The organism is Vibrio sp. 779(2023) (assembly GCF_033344285.1).
In the GTDB taxonomy this organism is placed as follows: Bacteria; Pseudomonadota; Gammaproteobacteria; order Enterobacterales; family Vibrionaceae; genus Vibrio; species Vibrio alginolyticus.
Map to the genome: position 1 here is coordinate 24,544 of NZ_JAWPOM010000002.1, position 20,744 is coordinate 45,287.

Annotated in this window: 18 protein-coding genes; 6 read left to right on the plus strand and 12 right to left on the minus strand. The window is 44.7% G+C overall.

Annotation, left to right across the window (positions count from 1 at the left end):
• Positions 1-35 precede the first annotated feature (35 nt).
• The 3 genes from R8O70_RS02750 (at position 36) to R8O70_RS02760 (ending at position 3,011) form a co-directional block, all read left to right on the plus strand.
• Entirely contained in the window at positions 36-1,706 is a 1,671-nt protein-coding gene (locus R8O70_RS02750) for a sensor histidine kinase (RefSeq protein WP_258646013.1), read from the plus strand.
• 31 nt (positions 1,707-1,737) lie between these two features.
• Positions 1,738-2,466: a two-component system response regulator BtsR gene (gene btsR / locus R8O70_RS02755; protein ID WP_005381917.1), complete on the plus strand. Its 729-nt coding sequence runs from the start codon at positions 1,738-1,740 to the stop codon at positions 2,464-2,466.
• 71 nt (positions 2,467-2,537) lie between these two features.
• On the plus strand, positions 2,538-3,011 hold the full coding sequence (locus tag R8O70_RS02760; RefSeq protein ID WP_033906110.1) for a low molecular weight phosphatase family protein: 474 nt from the start codon (positions 2,538-2,540) through the stop codon (positions 3,009-3,011).
• Between the two features lie 46 nt (positions 3,012-3,057).
• On the opposite strand, the gene ispH is transcribed toward R8O70_RS02760, so the two are convergent.
• From ispH to murJ, 6 genes are all read right to left on the minus strand, one after another.
• Positions 3,058-4,023, minus strand: coding sequence for a 4-hydroxy-3-methylbut-2-enyl diphosphate reductase (gene ispH, locus R8O70_RS02765; RefSeq protein ID WP_017636164.1), 966 nt, complete (start codon positions 4,021-4,023; stop codon positions 3,058-3,060).
• A gap of 23 nt (positions 4,024-4,046) precedes the next feature.
• On the minus strand, positions 4,047-4,478 hold the full coding sequence (gene fkpB / locus R8O70_RS02770; protein ID WP_005381922.1) for an FKBP-type peptidyl-prolyl cis-trans isomerase: 432 nt from the start codon (positions 4,476-4,478) through the stop codon (positions 4,047-4,049).
• Between the two features lie 156 nt (positions 4,479-4,634).
• Positions 4,635-5,144: a signal peptidase II gene (gene lspA / locus R8O70_RS02775; protein WP_025768433.1), complete on the minus strand. Its 510-nt coding sequence runs from the start codon at positions 5,142-5,144 to the stop codon at positions 4,635-4,637.
• A 73-nt stretch (positions 5,145-5,217) separates the two neighbouring features.
• Entirely contained in the window at positions 5,218-8,046 is a 2,829-nt protein-coding gene (gene ileS, locus R8O70_RS02780; RefSeq protein ID WP_017821497.1) for an isoleucine--tRNA ligase, read from the minus strand.
• A 64-nt stretch (positions 8,047-8,110) separates the two neighbouring features.
• The gene (gene ribF / locus R8O70_RS02785) at positions 8,111-9,046 is read right to left on the minus strand and encodes a bifunctional riboflavin kinase/FAD synthetase (RefSeq protein ID WP_017636167.1); all 936 of its coding nucleotides are present in this window, start codon (positions 9,044-9,046) and stop codon (positions 8,111-8,113) included.
• A 69-nt stretch (positions 9,047-9,115) separates the two neighbouring features.
• Positions 9,116-10,678: a murein biosynthesis integral membrane protein MurJ gene (gene murJ / locus R8O70_RS02790; protein WP_005385957.1), complete on the minus strand. Its 1,563-nt coding sequence runs from the start codon at positions 10,676-10,678 to the stop codon at positions 9,116-9,118.
• Positions 10,679-10,983: 305 nt separating this feature from the next.
• Here murJ and rpsT point away from each other — a divergent pair, with 305 nt between their 5' ends.
• Positions 10,984-11,244 carry a 30S ribosomal protein S20 gene (gene rpsT / locus R8O70_RS02795; RefSeq protein ID WP_005381938.1) on the plus strand — a complete coding sequence of 87 codons (261 nt, stop codon included), beginning with the start codon at positions 10,984-10,986 and terminating at the stop codon, positions 11,242-11,244.
• Between the two features lie 304 nt (positions 11,245-11,548).
• On the opposite strand, the gene R8O70_RS02800 is transcribed toward rpsT, so the two are convergent.
• Together R8O70_RS02800 and nhaR are read right to left on the minus strand one after the other, a co-directional pair.
• Positions 11,549-11,857 carry an ArsR/SmtB family transcription factor gene (locus R8O70_RS02800; RefSeq protein ID WP_005381940.1) on the minus strand — a complete coding sequence of 103 codons (309 nt, stop codon included), beginning with the start codon at positions 11,855-11,857 and terminating at the stop codon, positions 11,549-11,551.
• 288 nt (positions 11,858-12,145) lie between these two features.
• Complete coding sequence (gene nhaR, locus R8O70_RS02805; RefSeq protein WP_005381942.1) at positions 12,146-13,036, minus strand: transcriptional activator NhaR; 891 nt, start codon at positions 13,034-13,036, stop codon at positions 12,146-12,148.
• 387 nt (positions 13,037-13,423) lie between these two features.
• Between nhaR and R8O70_RS02810 the strand changes: the two genes are divergently transcribed.
• Positions 13,424-14,569 carry a Na/Pi symporter gene (locus tag R8O70_RS02810; RefSeq protein ID WP_025768431.1) on the plus strand — a complete coding sequence of 382 codons (1,146 nt, stop codon included), beginning with the start codon at positions 13,424-13,426 and terminating at the stop codon, positions 14,567-14,569.
• A 147-nt stretch (positions 14,570-14,716) separates the two neighbouring features.
• Positions 14,717-15,859: a flavohemoglobin expression-modulating QEGLA motif protein gene (locus R8O70_RS02815; RefSeq protein ID WP_053306894.1), complete on the plus strand. Its 1,143-nt coding sequence runs from the start codon at positions 14,717-14,719 to the stop codon at positions 15,857-15,859.
• Between the two features lie 70 nt (positions 15,860-15,929).
• On the opposite strand, the gene R8O70_RS02820 is transcribed toward R8O70_RS02815, so the two are convergent.
• The 4 genes from R8O70_RS02820 to ptsP form a co-directional block, all read right to left on the minus strand.
• Positions 15,930-16,781 carry a thymidylate synthase gene (locus R8O70_RS02820; RefSeq protein ID WP_005381947.1) on the minus strand — a complete coding sequence of 284 codons (852 nt, stop codon included), beginning with the start codon at positions 16,779-16,781 and terminating at the stop codon, positions 15,930-15,932.
• Positions 16,782-16,790: 9 nt separating this feature from the next.
• Positions 16,791-17,612, minus strand: coding sequence for a prolipoprotein diacylglyceryl transferase (gene lgt, locus R8O70_RS02825; protein ID WP_005381948.1), 822 nt, complete (start codon positions 17,610-17,612; stop codon positions 16,791-16,793).
• Between the two features lie 87 nt (positions 17,613-17,699).
• On the minus strand, positions 17,700-18,491 hold the full coding sequence (locus R8O70_RS02830; RefSeq protein ID WP_005385965.1) for a sulfite exporter TauE/SafE family protein: 792 nt from the start codon (positions 18,489-18,491) through the stop codon (positions 17,700-17,702).
• Between the two features lie 6 nt (positions 18,492-18,497).
• Complete coding sequence (ptsP, locus tag R8O70_RS02835) at positions 18,498-20,744, minus strand: phosphoenolpyruvate--protein phosphotransferase (RefSeq protein WP_104975865.1); 2,247 nt, start codon at positions 20,742-20,744, stop codon at positions 18,498-18,500.

Consider the following 20,744-nt stretch of genomic DNA (forward strand, 5'->3'; position numbering starts at 1 on the left):
TACAATAACAACATTGATTCTAGGTTAGGTTCACTATGGAACTGGTCATCTCCCTTTTACAACAGATGTGTGTGTACTTAGTTTTGGCTTACATGCTAAGTAAAACGCCAATCATCTTACCTTTGCTGAGTATTTCTTCGCGCTTAAGCCACCGCCTAATTTGTTACATACTCTTCTCTGGCTTTTGTATTCTCGGCACCTATTTCGGTCTGCACATCAACGATGCTATTGCCAATACTCGTGCGATCGGCGCAGTTATGGGCGGGCTGTTTGGTGGACCTGTTGTAGGTTTCGCCGTCGGATTTACTGGTGGCATTCATCGATACTCTCTTGGTGGCTTTACTGACCTAGCCTGTGCAATTTCAACCACCGCCGAGGGCGTAATTGGTGGCTTGCTCCACGTTTACCTTATCAAGCGAAATAAAGGCGCATTGCTGTTTAATCCAAGCGTCGTATTCAGCGTTACGTTTGTTGCAGAAGTGGTGCAAATGATTTTGCTGCTCGCCGTCGCGAAACCTTTTGATCAAGCCTATGAACTGGTGTCCGCTATTGCAGCGCCTATGATCATCGCGAATTCATTTGGTGCGGCGTTGTTCATGAGTATCCTGCAAGACAGAAAAGCAATCTTTGAAAAGTTTTCTGCGACGTTTTCGCGTCGAGCGCTCACCATTGCAGATCGCTCAGTGGGAATTCTAAGCAACGGCTTCAACACCGAAAACGCAGAGAAAATCGCGCGTATTATTTACGAAGAAACCAAAGTGGGCGCTGTCGCGATTACTGACCAAGAAAAAATCTTAGCGTTTGTGGGCATTGGCGATGATCACCATAAACCAAACACGCCGATTTCATCGCAAAGCACATTAGACTCCATGGAGAAAAACGACATCATTTATCTTGATGGTGCGGAGCGTCCATACCAATGCTCCATTGCAAAAGATTGCAAGCTCGGATCTGCGCTGATCATCCCACTGCGTGCAGGGAAAGAGGTCATTGGTACCATAAAGCTGTATGAACCGAAGCGTAAATTGTTCTCGACGGCCAACATGTCGATGGCGGAAGGAATAGCCCAGCTTCTATCTAGCCAAATCCTTTATGGCGATTACCAACAACAACAAGCCTTACTCGCCCAAGCAGAAATAAAATTGCTTCACGCTCAGGTGAATCCACACTTTTTGTTTAATGCACTCAATACTATTAGTGCGATTACTCGTCGTGACCCTGACAAAGCGCGCGAGCTAATCCAAAATTTATCGCACTTCTTCCGCAGCAATTTAAAGCAGAACATTAATACCGTGACGCTAAAGGAAGAGCTTGCACATGTGAACTCGTACTTGAGCATCGAAAAAGCGCGTTTTACGGACCGCTTAGAGGTTGAAATCGATATTCAACCTGAATTGCTGGACATCAAATTACCAAGCTTTACACTCCAGCCTTTGGTTGAGAATGCCATTAAGCATGGCATTTCAAACATGCTTGAAGGTGGTAAAGTTCATATATACAGCGAAGCACACCCACAAGGTCACTTGATTACCGTCGAAGACAACGCAGGCAGTTTTGAACCGCCAAAAGAAAACCACTCAGGGCTAGGTTTAGAAATTGTCGACAAACGTCTCACTAATCAATTTGGACGTGATGCAGCGCTAAAAATTACGTGCGAGCCACATCAATTTACTAAAATGAGCTTTATCATTCCCCCAAAATCATAAAAGCACGCTGAAGCAATAAAGGTAATGTTGGATGTTAACCGCACTCGTCATTGATGATGAACAGTTTGCTCGTGAAGAGCTAGCAGAGTTACTGGATGAAACAGGCCAAGTTGAGGTCGTGGGCGATGCCTCAAACGCAATCCTTGGCCTAAAAAAAATCAATGAACTTAAGCCTGATGTGGTGTTTCTCGATATCCAAATGCCTCAAGTCACGGGGATTGAACTACTTGGGATGCTTGATCCAGAAACCATGCCTTATGTGGTTTTTGTCACGGCTTATGATCAGTATGCGATTCAAGCATTTGAAGACAATGCCTTTGATTACTTGCTCAAACCTGTCGACCCATGCCGGTTAACTAAAACGGTCAAACGACTAAACAAAGTCATTAGCCAATCCGCCCTAACGCAACAACTGTCTGCTATTACACCTGACACGTTGGATCAGATACCGTGCATCGGACACAACCGCATCGTTATCATGGCCACCGACACGGTGGAATGTGCTTACAGTGATATCAGCGGCGTGCATGTACGCTCCACCAGCCAAACCGCGAGCACCCAACTGACATTAAAAACGTTGGAAGAGAAAACCCCTCTAGTCCGCTGCCATCGTCAATACTTAGTCAGTATTAAAGCAATTAGCGAAATCAAGTTACTGGAAAATGGGTTAGCGGAAATCATTACCAAAACAGGCTTTGAGATACCAGTAAGCCGCCGCTACTTAAAGGTGCTCAAAGAGATGCTCGGCATTAGCCACTAACACAAAAACTTCACACATCATCGCTGAGTTTCCGCTAGCGTATAAATAGGACGCTCTGAAAAGACGAGGCGATGATGTATAAAGTTTTATTCATATGTAAGCACAACGCTGGACGAAGCGTCCTCGCGGAGTCAATCGCAACCAATATCCTGCCAGCAGATTTTAGTGTCACCAGTGGAGGCTCACATCCCACAGGCAAGGTGCACCCAGTGGTGCAAAAATATTTAGATGACCACCAACTCCCCATTCCGCATATCCACACGCATTCATGGGAGGAGCGAACTCAGTTTCTTCCCGACATCGTTATTATTCTCTGTGATTCTTTACATCAAGAAACCGCTCCTCAGTGGCTTGCAGGTGGTGTTCGAGTAAACTGGCAAGTTGATGCTTTTCCGACCGATGGTTCTGATGAAGACATGTACGCACATTGCGAAAAGGTTGCTCAATCGCTTGAGCGAAGAATCACGAAGGTGTCTGATATGATTATCGATGGTTTAGGAAAAGACCAAATTCGTGATTACCTAAATGAGTTAAGAGAGATGTAAAAAAGGCGACACACAGGTCGCCTTTTGAATATTCGATAAATAGAGACTAATCCACTTGCTTGATTTGAAGTTCTTTAGGTACTTCAAAGAACATATTCTCTTCACGGCCAAGTACTTCATCAACCGCTTCGGCACCAACGAGTTCTTTGATTCGCTCTAGAATCTGATTAACGAGCTCTTCCGGAGCAGATGCTCCCGCAGTCACGCCGACCTTTGTTTTGCCTTCGAACCACTCAGGTTTGATATCTTCCGGACAGTCGGTTAAGTAGCCAGGTGTCCCTAGCTTTTCAGCTAGCTCTTTAAGACGTGTAGAGTTTGATGAGTTTTTAGAACCCACCACAACCATCACATCTACGTCACCAGCTAATTCACGTACGGCATCTTGGCGGTTTTGTGTCGCATAACAGATATCGTCTTTACGTGGACCTTGGATATCTGGGAACACGCGGCGTAGCTCTTCGATAACATCGGCAGTTTCATCGACAGAAAGCGTCGTTTGGCTTACGTAATGAAGATCGGATGGATCTTTCACAATCGCCTTCAGTTTCTCAACATCGGCTGGAGTTTCAACCAAGTACATACCACCGGTTTCACTGGCGTATTGCCCCATCGTACCTTCGACTTCAGGGTGACCTGCGTGACCAATCAGAACCACTTCCATATTACGACGGCTCGCACGCGCCACTTCCATATGCACTTTGGTTACTAAAGGACACGTTGCGTCAAATACGGTCAAATCACGCAGCTTAGCTTCCTGACGAACTGCCTGCGATACACCATGAGCAGAAAAAATCACAATGTTGTTGTCTGGCACTTCGTGCAGTTCTTCAACGAAGATAGCACCACGCTGTTTTAGCCCTTCAACCACAAAACGGTTATGCACCACTTCATGACGCACATAAATCGGTGGCTGATACATCTCTAGCGCACGCTCTACGATGCTAATCGCACGGTCTACACCAGCACAAAAGCCGCGTGGGTTAGCTAATAGGATTTTCATTTCATTGCTCATGGAAATTATCTTTATTGGGTTCGCTATTCTACTGACAAAATTTCAACTTCGAAAGTCACGTCTTGTCCCGCTAGAGGATGGTTGAAGTCCACAGTGACTGAATCGCCTGCAATCTCTGTAATAATGCCCGGGATTTCCATGCCATCAGGGCCACTGAAGGCCATGATTGTACCAACTTCCACTTCTGCATCACCTACAAATTTAGTGCGATCCATATAGTGAATATGATCAGGGTTTGGCATACCAAACGCGTCTTCTGCCTTTAGCTCAATCGCTTTTTGTGCGCCTGTTTCGAGGCCGATCAAGCATTGCTCAAAGTTTTCACTCAAGCTTCCATCACCCATAACAAACTTCGCTGGTTTACCCATGTTATGAGTACTATCTGCAACCGATCCGTCTTTCATTTTAATCGTAAAGTGAAGGGTTACTACCGATTCATTGGTTATTGTTGTCACGTTACTGCTTCCTTGTTCTTGGGTTATTACGCTGTCAGCTTGGTCTTTTTATACATTGATATGCTGATTGGCGCTCCAACATAATAAAAAGCGTCGCTCGAATCAACGGGCGACGCTTAGGGTTATTCAACTTTTCGCAATATACACTGCCACTACTTAGGCTTTCGCCTCGTCTTTCTTTCGAAAGCCGTCAAGAATAATCATCGCGGCACCAATACAGATCGCCATGTCAGCAAGGTTGAATGCTGGCCAGTGGTAGTTACCCCAGAAGAAGTCTAGGTAATCAACAACAAAGCCATGAACGACGCGGTCAAACACGTTGCCCACTGCACCACCAATAATCAGTGCATAAGCAATGTTGTTCCATTTTTCTTTTGCTGGAAGCTTACTCATCCAGTAGGTCAAAAGACCCGTAACAACAAACGCGATACCTGTAAATAACCAGCGCTGCCAACCAGCTTGATCGCTCAAGAAGCTGAAAGCGGCACCGTAGTTATGAACGTAAAGTAGGTTGAAGAATGGCAGCACCTCAATTCGGTTTGCCCATCCGTAGCCCATGTTGTCCATCACCACCAATTTGATGCCAATATCTGCAATAAATACCAGAATTGCTAACCACAGCCAGCGAACTCCAGATTGCTTTAACGTCAGTGCTTTTTCACTCATTACTTTACCTACAAACAGCCCCAGTAAATACTGGGGCTGTTAATTTTAAAAAAAGTTCAGTCGTTCTAGGCAATTACGCGAATTTACGTACTTCACCTTCGCCGTCTACGTTAGACACACAACGACCACAGATCTTCTCGTGACCTTCGATTGTGCCTACGTCTGGCGTGTGGTGCCAACAACGGTCACACTTCTCGCCTTCAGCTGCAGCTACTTCAACAAACAAGCCTTCGATATCCGTCGCTTGTGCTGCATCAGTCTTCTCACCCAGAGGCTTAACTTTCGCAGCAGAGGTTAGTAGAACAAAGCGCAGTTCATCTTCAAGTTTGTTGATCTTCGCCGCTAGTGCGTCATCAGCAAATAGAGTCACTTCAGCTTGTAGTGCACCACCAATGGTTTTCTCTTTACGCGCATCTTCTAGAAGTTTGTTTACCGCACCACGAACCGCTTGGATCTCAGACCAGAATTCGTTGTTCAGCTCTTCACCTTCAGCAAGACCGAATAGACCGTCGAACCACTCACCAGTGAATACGAACTTGTCGCGTTGACCTGGCATTTCGTTCCAGATTTCATCTGCAGTGAACGACATGATTGGCGCCATCCAACGAACTAGCGCTTCTACGATGTAGTAAAGTGCAGTCTGACAGCTACGTTGAGCGTTGCCGCCACGTTTTGCTGTGTACTGACGGTCTTTAATTACGTCTAAGTAGAAAGAGCCCATTTCGATTGAACAGAATTGCATTAGACGCTGAGTCACACCGTGTGTGTTGTACTCTTCGTATGCTTTAACAATCTCTTCTTGTGCTGCTAGTGCACGACCAACCGCCCAGCGATCTAGCGCAACCATCTCTTCAACAGGAACGATGTCTGTTTCAGGGTTGAAGCCGCTCAAGTTAGCTAGGAAGAAACGCGCTGTGTTACGGATACGACGGTACGCATCTGCGCTGCGTTTTAGGATTTCATCAGAAACCGCAACTTCACCAGTGTAGTCTGTAGAAGCAACCCATAGACGAAGAATGTCAGCACCTAGCTTGTTGGTTACGTCTTTTGGCGCAACCACGTTACCGATAGATTTAGACATCTTACGACCCTGACCGTCAACCACGAAACCGTGTGTCAGTACTTGTTTGTAAGGTGCTTCGTCTTTCATCGCAATAGATGAAATTAAAGAAGATTGGAACCAACCGCGGTGTTGGTCAGAACCTTCTAGGTATAGGTCTGCACTGTTGCCGTTGTACTCTTCACGAGCATCAACAACAGAGAAGTGAGTGACACCTGAATCGAACCATACGTCTAGCGTATCTAGCACTTTTTCGTATTGGTCAGCGTCAGCACCTAGTAGTTCAGCGGCATCTACATCCCACCATGCTTGGATGCCTTTCTCTTCAACCAGCTTAGCGACTTTCTCGATCAGCTCTAGCGTGTTTGGATGAAGTTCTGCTGTTTCTTTATGAACAAACAGAGCAATTGGCACACCCCAAGTACGTTGACGAGAGATACACCACTCAGGGCGACCTTCGATCATACCTTCGATGCGGCTTTGACCCCACTCAGGCATCCACTCTACATTCTTGATTGACTCTAATGCTTTAGCACGTAGGCCAGCTTGGTCCATAGAAACGAACCATTGAGGTGTAGCACGGAAGATGATTGGGGTCTTATGACGCCAACAGTGTGGGTAGCTGTGCTCGTAAGCGTGGTGGTGTAGTAGTGCACCTTTTTCTTTTAGTACTTCTACTACTGCATCGTTCGCTTTAAATACGTGCTGACCAGCAAATAGCTCTGTATCTGGTAGGTAAACACCGTTTGAGCCAACTGGGTTTGCTACTTCTAGGTTGTACTTGTTACCAACCGCGAAGTCTTCTTGACCGTGACCAGGAGCAGTGTGAACAACACCAGTACCTGAATCAGTCGTAACGTGATCACCAAGGATCGCCGGTACAGTGAAATCGTAGAATGGGTGTTGGAATTGAGAAAGCTCTAGGTCCGCACCTTTAGCAAAGCCAAGGTTGTGGAAGTGCTCGATACCCGCACGATCCATTACGTCTTTCGCTAGCTCAGCAGCAACGATGATACGCTCAGCGTTGTCGCCTTCTGTTTGGATAAGCACGTACTCTAGATCATCACGTAGACATACTGCGCGGTTTGCAGGCAGTGTCCAAGGTGTTGTTGTCCAGATAACGATAGATACGTCACCGTGACCTTCATGACCTTCTGTCAGTTCAAATTTAGATAGCAGTGCCGCTTCGTCAGCCGCTTTAAAACGAACGTCGATAGATGGCGATACTTTATCTTTGTATTCTACTTCCGCTTCAGCAAGAGCAGAACCACAGTCTGTACACCAGTGAACAGGTTTGAAACCTTTTAGAAGGTGACCATTGCTTGCAATCTTACCAAGAGCACGAATAATGTTCGCTTCAGTTGCGAAATCCATAGTGCGGTATGGCTTGTCCCACTCACCCATGATGCCAAGACGTTTGAAGCTCTCTTTCTGACCTTCAACCTGACCTGCTGCGTATTCACGACATTTCTCGCGGAATTCCGCTGCTGTCACTTTTTGGCCTGGCTTACCTACTTTCTTCTCTACCATTAATTCGATTGGTAGACCGTGGCAGTCCCAGCCTGGGATGTAAGGTGCGTCAAAACCTGAAAGTGTTTTGGATTTAATAATAATGTCTTTAAGAATCTTGTTTAGTGCGTGACCAATATGAATGTCACCATTTGCGTAAGGAGGGCCATCGTGCAATACGAATGACTTTTTGCCTTTCTTAGCTTTACGGATTTCACCGTAAAGATCTTCTTTGTACCAACGCTTAAGCATTTCTGGCTCACGATTGGCCAGGTTGCCGCGCATTGGAAACCCTGTTTCAGGTAAGTTCAGGGTATCTTTATACTCACTCATCGATTCTTAATTCCGTTATATTGGGCGAAAATTAGACATTATGTTGAACGGTGGAATAAACCGCTCAACGCTTAAGCTGACGCAGCCACACCCTTGCTGCTTCAGCATCCAATTCAATTTGTTGTTTAAGTGCTTCAAACGACTCAAACTTTTGCTCATCTCGAAGTTTATGCAAAAGTTCCACTTCTAGTTGCTTGCCATATAAATTGGCATGAAAGTCGAATAAGTGCACTTCTAACTGTTGGCGAACACCATTGACGGTTGGTCTTTGACCAATATTAGCAACACCACCAACTGGCTTATTTCCTAAGCCAAGCGCTTGAACAACATAGACTCCGGAAACCGGAGAAACACAGCGTTTCAAAGGAATATTTGCAGTAGGGAACCCAATGGTTCGACCTAGCTTTCTTCCATGAGAAACACGACCGCTGATGCTGTAGTTTCTTCCCAGCATCTGTTGCGCGGAATGCAAATCGTCACGCGCCAGCGCTTGACGGATAGCCGTACTGCTGACACGTAATTGTTGTAAACAAAAGCTCTGGGTACTTACGACATCAAAGCCGTATTTTTCCCCTGCTTCCTGCAGCATTGCAAAGTTACCTGTACGGCCTTTGCCAAAGCAGAAATCATCACCAACGACAAGAAACTTAACACCCAAACGCTCGACCAACAAGTCACGGATAAACTCTTCCGCGGTTAAATTTGCAAAATGGCGATTGAAATTGACACACAGTAAGCGGTCAATATCGAGCTTACTCAATTGCACGAACTTATCGCGTAATCGCGTCAACCTTGCAGGTGCCTTGTCTTTGGCAAACAACTCCATCGGCTGAGGTTCAAAGGTCATCACAACAGAAGGCAAGGATAGCCTGTCCGCTTGCTCAGACACTTGCTGCAATACTTGTTGATGGCCTTTATGGACACCATCGAAATTGCCAATAGTCAGCACACAACCATGATGTCGCGGGTTGATATTGTGAATGCCTCTAATCAGTTCCATTGGATACTGCTTTCTGCCTCTGTTTTACTTTACACTGTGTGAAACTGACGGATTATATACTAATCACCCTCAGTCTGTCCCAGCTTTTAGGTCTTTTAAACGCGCACCAGTTAAAAATAGAACCACTAGGTAAACTACGGCTCCTAAACCGATCAACATCCCTAGCACCGCGCTTCGGTGAGCAAAGCTCCAGCCGAGCCATACTGACATATCTTCCAGTTGCCATAAGATTGCCGCCACCATCGCCGCGCCAGCAATAGCTAAACGTATAATAAAGAAGACGGTTCGCTTAGTGATTTGGTATACCTCTGCGATGTGCAGGCCACGATACAGCAGTGCCATATTCACAAATGCCGATAGTGCCGTCGCGATAGCCAAGCCAACGTAGCCATAGAAGTACGCAAAAATTGCATTAAATACCATGTTGGTCACCATCGCAATGATGCCGTATTTCACTGGCGTTTTAGTGTCTTGACGCGAGTAATAACCCGGAGCGAGCACTTTAATCAGCATAAAGTTCAACAAGCCTGAAGCGTAAGCAAAGAGTGACAATGATGCTTGATGTACGTCTTGTGGCGAAAACTCACCTCGCATGAATAACACCATCAACATAGGTTTTGCCAGTACCATCAAACCAAGCATTGCAGGAAGGCCAAGTAAGATCACCATGCGCACCCCCCAGTCCATGGTTTGTGCGAATCCTTCATTTTGTGCGTCAACATGTTTGCGTGATAATGCTGGTAAAATCACCGTTGCAATAGCAATACCAAACAGACCTAACGGGAATTCCAACAAGCGATCTGAATAGTACAACCAACTGATCGAACCGGTTTGCAGAAAGCTGGCAATAAAAGTATCAAACAACAAGTTGATTTGGCTTACCGACACACCGAACAAAGCAGGAATCATTAAGGTTCGGATCTTCACCACGCCCGGATCGCGCCAGCCCCATTTCGGCTTAACCATAACCCCCGCTTTAATAAGGAAAGGGATTTGAAATAAGAACTGAACCAAACCACCAAGGAAAACACCGATGGCAAGACCAATCTCTGGCTGTGGCATCTGCGGCGAGATAAACCATGCTGCCAAAATGATCATCACATTGAGGAAGACAGGAGTAAACGAAGAAACCGCAAACTTACCTAGTGTATTGAGAATGGCTCCCGATAGGGCAACAAAAGTGATGAACCATAAATAAGGAAAGGTAATCTTGAGCATCACGCTAGCAAGTTCGAACTTCTCAGCCGCGGGACCACCATGCATCCAGTCTAGGAACCAACCAAAACCAAACAGTGCAGTCACCACTCCGGAACCTAGAACACCTAAGATGGTAACAATTGAGACTATCACCCCTAATGTACCCGCCGCACGAGCAATGAGCTCCCGAGTTTTATCCATGTCGCCTTGAGCATGGCTTTCCGTTAAAACAGGTACAAACGCTTGGGAAAAAGCACCTTCAGCAAACAAACGTCGTAAAAAATTAGGAATTTTATTGGCGAAGAAAAAGACGTCTGCGCTTGCTCCTGCCCCCATTAAATTTGCCACTACAACATCACGAACTAGGCCAAGAACGCGGGAAATAAATGTCATAGCACTGACGATCATGCCAGACTTGAGTAGTCGTTTACTCACTGTAACCTCGGAATATCACCATAAGACAGCTAACCCTATACTGTTTCTCTGACAGGTGCTGTAAATAGACGTCAAAAATCTATCCGCGGGTTGTAAGGAATAAGTGTGCCTTTCGCGGATAATTATTAGCATTGGTATAAAAATGCTGTTAGAATCCCCGCCATCTTAACCGCGATAACCTCTCTTACCAAAATTTGTTTTGGCTTAGATCGGTTTTTGCACAAATCATTTGACATTTAAGCGCAAATGAGGGATATTCCTCGCCCTTAAATTGTCACAGAACTAAGTTTTTGGGAGTTAGACCCTTGGCAAATAGTAAATCTGCTAAGAAGCGCGCTATCCAAGCTGAGAAACGTCGTCAGCACAATGCTAGCCGTCGCTCAATGATGCGTACTTACATGAAGAAAACTGTTGCTGCTATCGAAGCAGGCGACAAAGAAGCTGCAACTGCTGCATTCGCTGTAGTTACACCTATCCTAGACCGCATGGCAACTAAAGGCCTTATTCACAAGAATAAAGCAGCTCGCCATAAGTCTCGTTTCGCTGCACAAATCAAAGCTCTTTAATAGAGTCCTGATTTTACAGTGAAGAAAAAACCGACCTTGTGTCGGTTTTTTTATATCTACAAAGTTTTCTTAATAAAAAAAGCTGGCAATGCCAGCTTTTCTTTTTCTGAATGTCCCATTTAAAGACATCAGCTTATTCATTACCCATATAACGCTCAAACTAGAAAGCACTAATAAAACACTTGAGAACAAAGCAAATTGGTCGATGAGTAGTACCCTATCATCAAAAGTTTAACGCCACTCTCAAATATTCCAACAAGTTAGATTCACACTCTAAGATGAGCAGTATATTAGGACTATTTAATTAATGTTGAGCACTCTCAGCACAATAAAGACTATGCAGTGTTTTTATTAACGCTTTCACTTCATCACTCTTTAATGTGTAGTACACCGTCTGTGCTTCTTTCCTTGTCGTGACTAACTCATCACGGCGAAGCCAAGCAAGATGCTGAGATAATGCCGACTGGCTTAGCTCTAACTTTGCACACAGCTCTCCCACGGACAGCTCTTGGTTATGCAGCATACAAAGGATTTGTAGGCGTCTCTCGTTTGCCATCGCTTTGAGCAACACGACGGCTTTTGCGGAGTTCTGCTCCATTTCTTGTAGATTCATGTGTTGGACCTCTAGCTACAACTTACTTATTCCAACCCTGGCCAGCTTGTTGTGTTGCACTGATTTATATATCTAAGAAAATCAAGATACACTTCCAGAGTCTTCATTATTAGAACCTCTAATTTAGTTGTTAGTGATACACCAATATTATCCACCAAGGATTTTAATTGGTGCGCCATCAATAATTAATAGTTTTGCTCACTAAAACAAGTATCTTGCTTACTTAGATATTATTTAGAATTATATTTTTATTGATAGTAATCTATTTATTTACGCAACGATACGGGTTTACTCAAACATTTGACTGAAATCAGCATCACAAACATTTTTTACCGCGGGGTGTTGGATCATTCGTTCCGCAAAAATCACGTAGTACTCTTCTTTTAGCCCATCGACATGGCCAATTAGCTGTAAATTTCGGTCGTCTTCAATCTCCGACATGTATACGGTCGGTGCCAAGAAAATCACATCATCGTGGTACCGAGCAAAAGCTTTCATCAACGCAACATCATCAAACTCCCCTAGCACATTGGGTTGAAGGCCTTGACGATCAAACCATTGAATAACTTTACGCCCCATAGCCGTTCGGCTCGCGGGAATCAGAAGTTTTTTTTGTTCCAAGATCTCAGGGAATCGCACATTTTCAATTTCAGAAGAAGCAAAAAAGCTCATGCTACTTTCACCCAACTTTTTGCTATAAAGGCCAGGACTTTGAGTAGAATCAACGGGACAATCCGAAAGGATCATATCTAGCTTGTGCTGAGAAAGGCGTTCAAGTAGCAGTTCGTGGGTCGATTCATAACAGCGTAAATGAATACTGTTATCTTCCGGGACGGTCGTCATCAGTACTTTACTGACCAAGCGCTTAGATAATGCATCGGCTACACCAACTTCAAATAGAATGTTCGAGTGCTGGCTGTAATTGACGATATCTAACATCTCATAGCTCAAACCGAACATCCGGTCGGCGTACTTAAACACAAGCTGACCTAACTCAGTGGGCTCAACTGTACGACCATTGCGCTTGGTTAACTTTCCTTTCATGCGCTCTTCAAGCGCTTTGATCTGTCCTGTCACGGTTTGCGGTGTCAGGAAGAGCGCGTCAGCCGCCTTAGTTACAGAGCCCTGTTTGCACACCATCCAGAAATAATAGAGATGGTTGTAGTTTAGATGTGACATGATCGAGTCCCGAAAAGAAAGTGATACTTTTTATACCAAATGTGACAGAGACAAACAATAAACTCGACAAAACCATACAATACCTTACAAAAGCATAAGTTTTACCGAAAGTATAAAGTCAACACTGTCATAAAAGTTGAACTGAGGCGCATTTTCTCTACAAAAAAAAACGCAAAAACCAAACAAAACTAAATCAAAATTTAACCATTAAAATCAACAAGTTAAAAATTAATTTTCTTCCTCTTTTACGCCATTATCAAAAAGAACAATAAAAATCTCTCACAGCAAGAAATCTGTAATATTACTGAAATATTTGTTCTCTAACATCGCCCGCAGATTCAACTACAGACCGAAAAATGAACTGAAAGGTCAACGGAGAAAATTATGATGAACCAAGCTACTTCAACAGTGGCACCAATTTCGAGCACAGCTCGTTGGTTACGCTGGGCTAACTTGGCATTCATGTTATATCTGCTTCTTCTAGCAGTATCTATGGTTGGTAGTGGCTTTAAATGGGCAACTGGCGATCAAGCTAAGGTGCTATTTGAATTTGCCGCACACCCAGTTGCAGGTCTAATGATCGGCTTGGTGGCAACAGCCTTAATTCAGTCTTCAAGTACTGTAACGTCTATTATTGTAGGCTTGGTTGCAGGTGGCTTACCTGTAGAAACCGCTATCCCTATGGTGATGGGTGCTAACATTGGTACCACAGTGACCAATACGCTTGTGTCTCTTGGCCACGTGCGCTGTAAAGAAGAGTTCAAACGTGCATTTGCAAGTGCAACCATTCATGACTTCTTCAACTTGCTTGCTGTCGCTATTTTCCTTCCGTTGGAAATGATGTTCGGCATTTTAGAGAAAGTTTCTCACTGGCTTGTTTCTCCACTGCTTGCTACTGGTGATATGAGCATTAAAGGCTTCAACTTTATTAAACCAATTACAAAGCCAGTCGTAGGCGCAATTAAAGAGCCACTTTCTACCTTCGGTGATACTGTTGGCGGCGTCATGCTTATTGCTTTGGGTATTGCGACTATCTTCGTTGCAATCACAGTGATGGGTAAATTGATGAAGAGCCTAATGGTTGGTCGCGCACGTGAAATTTTGAAAAACGCCATCGGTCGTGGTCCTATTCACGGCATCGTATCAGGCTCAATCGTGACCGTTCTAGTACAATCTTCCTCAACCACGACAAGTTTAATGGTTCCGTTGGTTGGTACTGGCGTGTTGAAAGTACGAGATATCTACCCTTTCACTCTGGGTGCTAACATTGGTACTTGTATTACGGCACTACTAGCAGCGACAGCGGTATCTGGAGAGTTCGCAGTATTCGCACTACAAATCGCTCTAGTCCACTTAGTATTTAACATCATGGCGACGCTGTTTATCTTTGGAATTCCATTCCTACGTGAGATTCCGGTTAAAGGCGCTGAGATGATTTCTGAAATGGCTATTAAGAATAAAGCAGTTGTTGGTGGTTACCTAATGTCAGTATTCGTTATTCTACCAGGTGCAATTCTAGCCCTAACAACGTAACAACAACGACATACCATCGCTTATTGTTTAGGCTCCACATCGTGGAGCCTTTTTTATGATAATTAAACTGTTCAAATCGATTGTCCGGTGATAATTTGAGCCACATCAGCATGCTTATGCTGAGCTATCTCATTTGGAGTCGACAACATGACGCAGCTTAATGACGCTATTTCTGATCAGCTACTCGCAATAGACGAAAACCTAACCCAACTGGTTGCTGATATTGATATCCTCAGTAGCGTGAATCCTCTTAATTATGCTCAAGAAAGAGAACGTTTCATTAAAAACAAATATTCTCAAGAGCCTAATTTTCAATATTCAATTACTAACGTAGATACCCACAGCGCAAAGCGACGTCTATATGAGCTACCTCTAGAAAACATTCAAGACACCCAACTGCAGAGGCTGTACGCGGATGTAATTCAGTCTTATGCAGATAAACTGGATCAAGTGAATACCATAGGTACGCAAGAGTTTCTTTATAACTCCTTACGCTATTATGGGGAACCGAGCGCCAAAGATATTGCCAACGCCCATTTCATATTGCACCTTCCTACAGAAGAAGAAAAAGAACCTCAGCACGATAGCCGTGCAATAGCACGTTTCATGCAAAATTTTGCTCAACGCAATGGGTATGAATGTGAAATACAGGTGTTGGACGGGATGTTAGCAAACGCACTAGTTTCAGGATCTAGAGTCAAAATTAACCACGCGGCGTACATCACCACTGATGAGCTGGAGGCTCTTGCACATCATGAAATGGGAGTACATCTCCTAACTACGCTTAACGGTCGTCAACAACCGCTAAAAGTCCTGAGCTTAGGTTGTCCTGCCAATACCAACACTCAAGAAGGGCTGGCTATATTATGTGAGTATCTGTCAGGACATTTCAGTATCAAGCGCCTAAGAACCTTAGCCTTACGAGTTCTGGCAGTAGAGTCGATGATCAAGGATCGCGATTTCCGCCATACGTTCATGCTATTAAAAGAACAGTATAAAGCTTCTGATCTTCAAGCATTTACAACGACTGCCCGAGTCTATCGAGGTGGAGGTTTAACGAAGGATTACTTGTATCTTAGAGGATTCCGAGAGGTGCTCAATGCCTATGATAAATTGGGCGATGACTTTTCACTATTGTTGTGCGGGAAAACAGAGCTGAAGTACTTTGAGCTTATCCGTTCATTAGTGAGTAAAGAAATATTCACTCAACCTAAGTTTATTAGCCCGGCACTGTCCACACCGATGCAGACCAACCCAATTCACCGTTATATTGTCAGTGCACTAAAATAATACCTTCTAAGTACAAAAAAGAAAAAAGCTCCATTCGGAGCTTTTTCTATATCTTGAAGAACGATACTCGTTACACTGAGAATGGGTAACGAATAGGATCGTGATGCTCGTACCCTTCAACCCAAAAGTCATCCAGTGTGACCCATGTTTCCAAATCTTCTAGAGATTTAATCTCTGGGTTGATATGGAACGTCGGCGCTTTTAATGGCTCACGCTTCAACTGAACATCGCGCATCAGTTCAAGCTGATCTTCATAAATGTGAGCATTCACAATCTTATGAAATGCCTGACCAGGTTTCTTGCCCGTAATTTGCGCCATAATCGCCAAGAACACGTAAACTTGAACCATATTGAAGTTTAAGCCAAGCGGTACATCACACGAACGCTGAGTACTATTCAGGTAAAGCGTATCATCCAGCAATGAAAAATGGTGACTGTACATACAAGGACGCAAGCACCCCATGTGGAACTCACCCGGGTTGTAGAAGTTCAAGATTTCACCGCGATCATCAACACCACGCGTTAAGTCATCCACTATCTTACGTAGTTGGTCAACATGACCACCATCAGGTTTCGCCCAGGCGCGCCCTTGAACCCCATAGACACGGCCCATGTCGTCTTCGCCTTTACGGTATGGGTTATTCAACCAGGCATCATTTAGGTTGGCATTGGCATCCCAGGTTTTCGTGCCCAGCTTACGAAAATCTTCCGCATTATCGTAACCACGAATATACCCTAATAGCTCTGCAACGGCCGCTTTCCAAAAACTTTTACGTGTGGTGACCAACGGAAATTGATTGTTCGCAACATCGTAGGTTAAATCCGCGTTGATTACGGTCAGGCAGCGCTTGCCTGTACGCTCATTTTCAACCCAAACACCTTGGTCAACGATGCGTTGACACAAATCTAAATACTGTTTCACACCAATACCTTACTTCGTCTTTTGTGGTAATTCGTCTTTGTAATGACCACGTTTGTATGCCCAAACCATCATGAGGACACCGATAACCACCATTGGCAGGGATAAAATCTGTCCCATGGAAATAAAGCCACCGAATAACCCCAAATGAGCGTCTGGTTCGCGCACGTATTCTACTAGGAAACGGAAGGTTCCGTAACCCGCAAGAAAGAGTCCTGAAACAGAACCTAGAGGACGAGGTTTCTTGATGAACCAATTCAAAATGAAGAAAAGGACGATACCTTCAAGCGCCATTTCATAAAGCTGTGATGGATGACGTGGCAGTGGACCGCCATTTGGGAAAACGATCGCCCAAGGCACATCCGTTACTCGGCCCCACAACTCGCTGTTCATGAAGTTACCTAAACGCCCCATACCCAAACCAAATGGCACAAGCGGCGCGATAAAGTCAGCAACACCGAAGAAAGTTCGCCCGTTTTTGTGTGCATACCAGAACATCGCAGTAATCACACCCAGTAAGCCCCCGTGGAAAGACATACCACCGGTCCACACTTTAAATAGATACAAAGGGTCAGCCAGGAAGAGCTCAAAATTGTAGAAAAGCACGTAGCCTACACGGCCACCAATCACCACGCCAAGGAAGCCTGCGAACAACAAATCAGAAACCTGCTCTCGTGTCCAACCACTTCCAGGCTTATCCGCACGTCGGTTCGCTAACCATAGAGCAAACATAAAGCCAACAAGGTACATCAAACCGTACCAACGAACCGAAACAGGACCAATAGAGATTAAAACCGGATCAATATTGGGAAATTCAATATATCCCTGAGACATAAATCATTCTCTTCTTATCACAACAAAATAAATATACCCAAGTAACCTCTAGATGCTTGGTTCAGCGAGAATGACTTGGGTACAAACTTAGAGCAGCATGGTCGCTGCAACAAACATTAAGAACACCGCGAATATCTTTTTTAATACCGCTGTTGGAAGGTTAGTTGCGAGCTTCGCACCCACTTTTGTTGTGAGCATCGAGGCCATAGCAATCGCTAATAAAGCGGGAAGATAAACATAGCCAATACTGTATGAAGGTAAGCCTTCCACTTTATAGCCATGTAAGATGAAGCCGATCATACCAGAAATAGCAATCACGCAACCACAAACGGAGGATGAGCCCACCGCTTTACGCATCTCTATCCCATGTTTATTTAAAAATGGTACCGACAGTGAGCCACCACCAATACCAGCAAGGCTTGATACGACACCAATTCCCGTGCCGTAAACTACAGTCACAGGGCTGCTCGGCATAGGTTTACTGCTCGTAACTTTAATGGAACGAAACATTTGTACTGACAGGCAAAGAACAATGACACCAAACACTTTCGGCAAATAGTGTGTAGGGATCCACTCAGCAATATTGGCACCAACAAAGCCACCAATGACCACACCAGGCATCAACCATTTTACGACAAACATATCGACATTGCCGAGCTTAAGGTGATTCATCGCCGATGAGCCAGACGTGACAATAATACTCGCTAACGAAGTGGCTAAGGCCATGTGCATACTCATTTCTGGAGAGATCCCAGCAAGAGGAAGCAAATACAACAAGGCAGGAACAACAATCAAACCACCACCGATACCGAGTAACCCCGCCATCACACCCACAAAAGCGCCTAGCGCCAACAATAACAAAAATAAAGAGACGGTCACGATTTCCTACTTTTTACCTGCACGGATAAAGCCCGCAAAGCCCTGTTGAATGAAGAAGTCATGCATCATTTGATGAATGTCCTCCCCATAGGACTTTGTCATTGCTTGCTCCGCTAATTTTTCTAATTCTTCTTGTTGGCTATGACGAATCAAATATTTCACCTTAGCCACATTGGAGGTGTTCATACTCAAACTGGTATACCCTAACCCAAGTAAGAGAAGAGCGCCAAATGGATCACCCGCTAGCTCACCACAAATACACACGGGCACCTGATATTTATCACACACCTCATGGATTTGCTTAAGCGCTAACAGTACCGCAGGATGCATAGATTCATAGACATCCGCTACGCGCGAATTGTTCCTATCTACCGCTAATAAATACTGAGTTAAATCGTTTGTCCCGACAGAAACAAAATCAACACGGTGAGCAATCGTTGGCAACAGATACACCATCGATGGTACTTCAATCATGACCCCAATTTGTGGGAATTGAATTCTATCATCAAGCAAAACGGCTTCGCTGTGAGCTTGATTAATCAAGCTAATGGCATCGTCTAGCTCTTTTACCCCTGACACCATTGGCAATAAGATACTTAAGTTTCCGCTTTCTGCACTCGCTCTTAACATTGCACGCAGCTGGATCAAGAAAATGTCTGGATGATCCAATGTAAAACGAATGCCACGCCAGCCTAGAAACGGATTATCTTCTTCGATGGGCAAATACGGCAAAGGTTTGTCACCACCAATATCCAAAGTACGCATCACTACTCGTTGATTCGGATAGCTGTTAAGTATTGCTTGGTATTGATGATACTGCTCATCTTCCGAAGGAAAGTGATGCTGAAGTAAAAATGCAATCTCAGTTCGGTACAACCCAACACCATCAACACCTGTGTTGATGGCAATATTACTGTCTGCACTGAGTCCCGCATTCAGCATAATTTCGATATGGTGATTATCTTGCGTAACCGCAGGGAGTGCGAGGTCCTTGTTTACCATGGCAAACAGTTCAGACTCTTCGCTTACTAAGCTGCGATACTCTCGCAACAACTGGCGGTTTGGCTCTAAGAAGATCTCACCCGTATAGCCGTCGACTATCCCGAGTTTGCCATTCACCACATCCGGATTAATGTTGGCGCCCATGACTGCAGGGACCCCAAGAGCTCGAGATAAAATGGCAGCGTGAGAGTTTGCGCCTCCCTCTAATGATACGACGGCTAACAAAAACTCTTTAGGTACAGAAGCGAGCAAGGTGGCAGTGAGTTCGTTCGCCACCAAAATAATGGGACGATCAATTGCAGAATTTTCTTGCTCACTGTTGTGCAGAAAATAGAGCAGCCTTTGCCCTAACTCTCGGATATCTTGCGCTCTTTCACGCATGTATACATCCGACATTCTTGCAAATCGATTCGAGTATGACTCTACAACTTGGCGTAACGCCCAGTCTGCCCTGTCTCCTTTTTCAATCTGCTTCTTCAAATCACCGCGAAGCATCGGATCATTCAGTAAGTGAGTAAACAGATCGAAGATCGCCAGCGCATCTTTGTTGATTTCACTGTCCAGTTTTTTCCGCATGCGGCGAAAGTCATTTAACGCTCGCTCTATGGCCACCAGTAGTGTCTCGTGCTCGCGTTCCTTATCTAACGTGGACGAAGGGAAAATATCCGATAAACTCGGCTGGGTATTGTCGAACCAAAACTCTCCAATCGCGACACCAGTAGACGCAGGCAAACCTTTTAATACCGTGGGTTTAGATGCTAACTGCCAATGCCCAAGATTCTGCGCATGTGCAATGAGCACCGCTAACTGAGCGGATAAGGTAACAAGAAACGATTCTTCCATTTCACTAAACAAGCGCGGCGTTTTTTGTTGGATCACCAACACACCTAAAACTTGTTTACGATGAATGATTGGAGTAGCTAAAAAAGAGTGGTAAATCTGTTCGCCGAGTTGAGGAAAGAATTTGAACTCGGGGTGTTTTGAGGCTTCGGCAAGGTTAAGGGGTTCAGCGCTTCGTTTTACCAACCCAACCAAGCCTTCATTGAAGTTGATATGAATACTATCACCTTCAAAAATAAGGCCTTGAGTTGCCATTAACTCAAGGCGCTGCATTTCTTCATTAGCAAGATAGATAGTACAGCACTCAGTACTAAGGGCAGCACAAGTCTCTTTCACCAATATATCGAGTGCCAGATGCACATCATCGACCCTGGAGACTTTCTCAACTATTTCCCTTAGCTGACTGAGCAT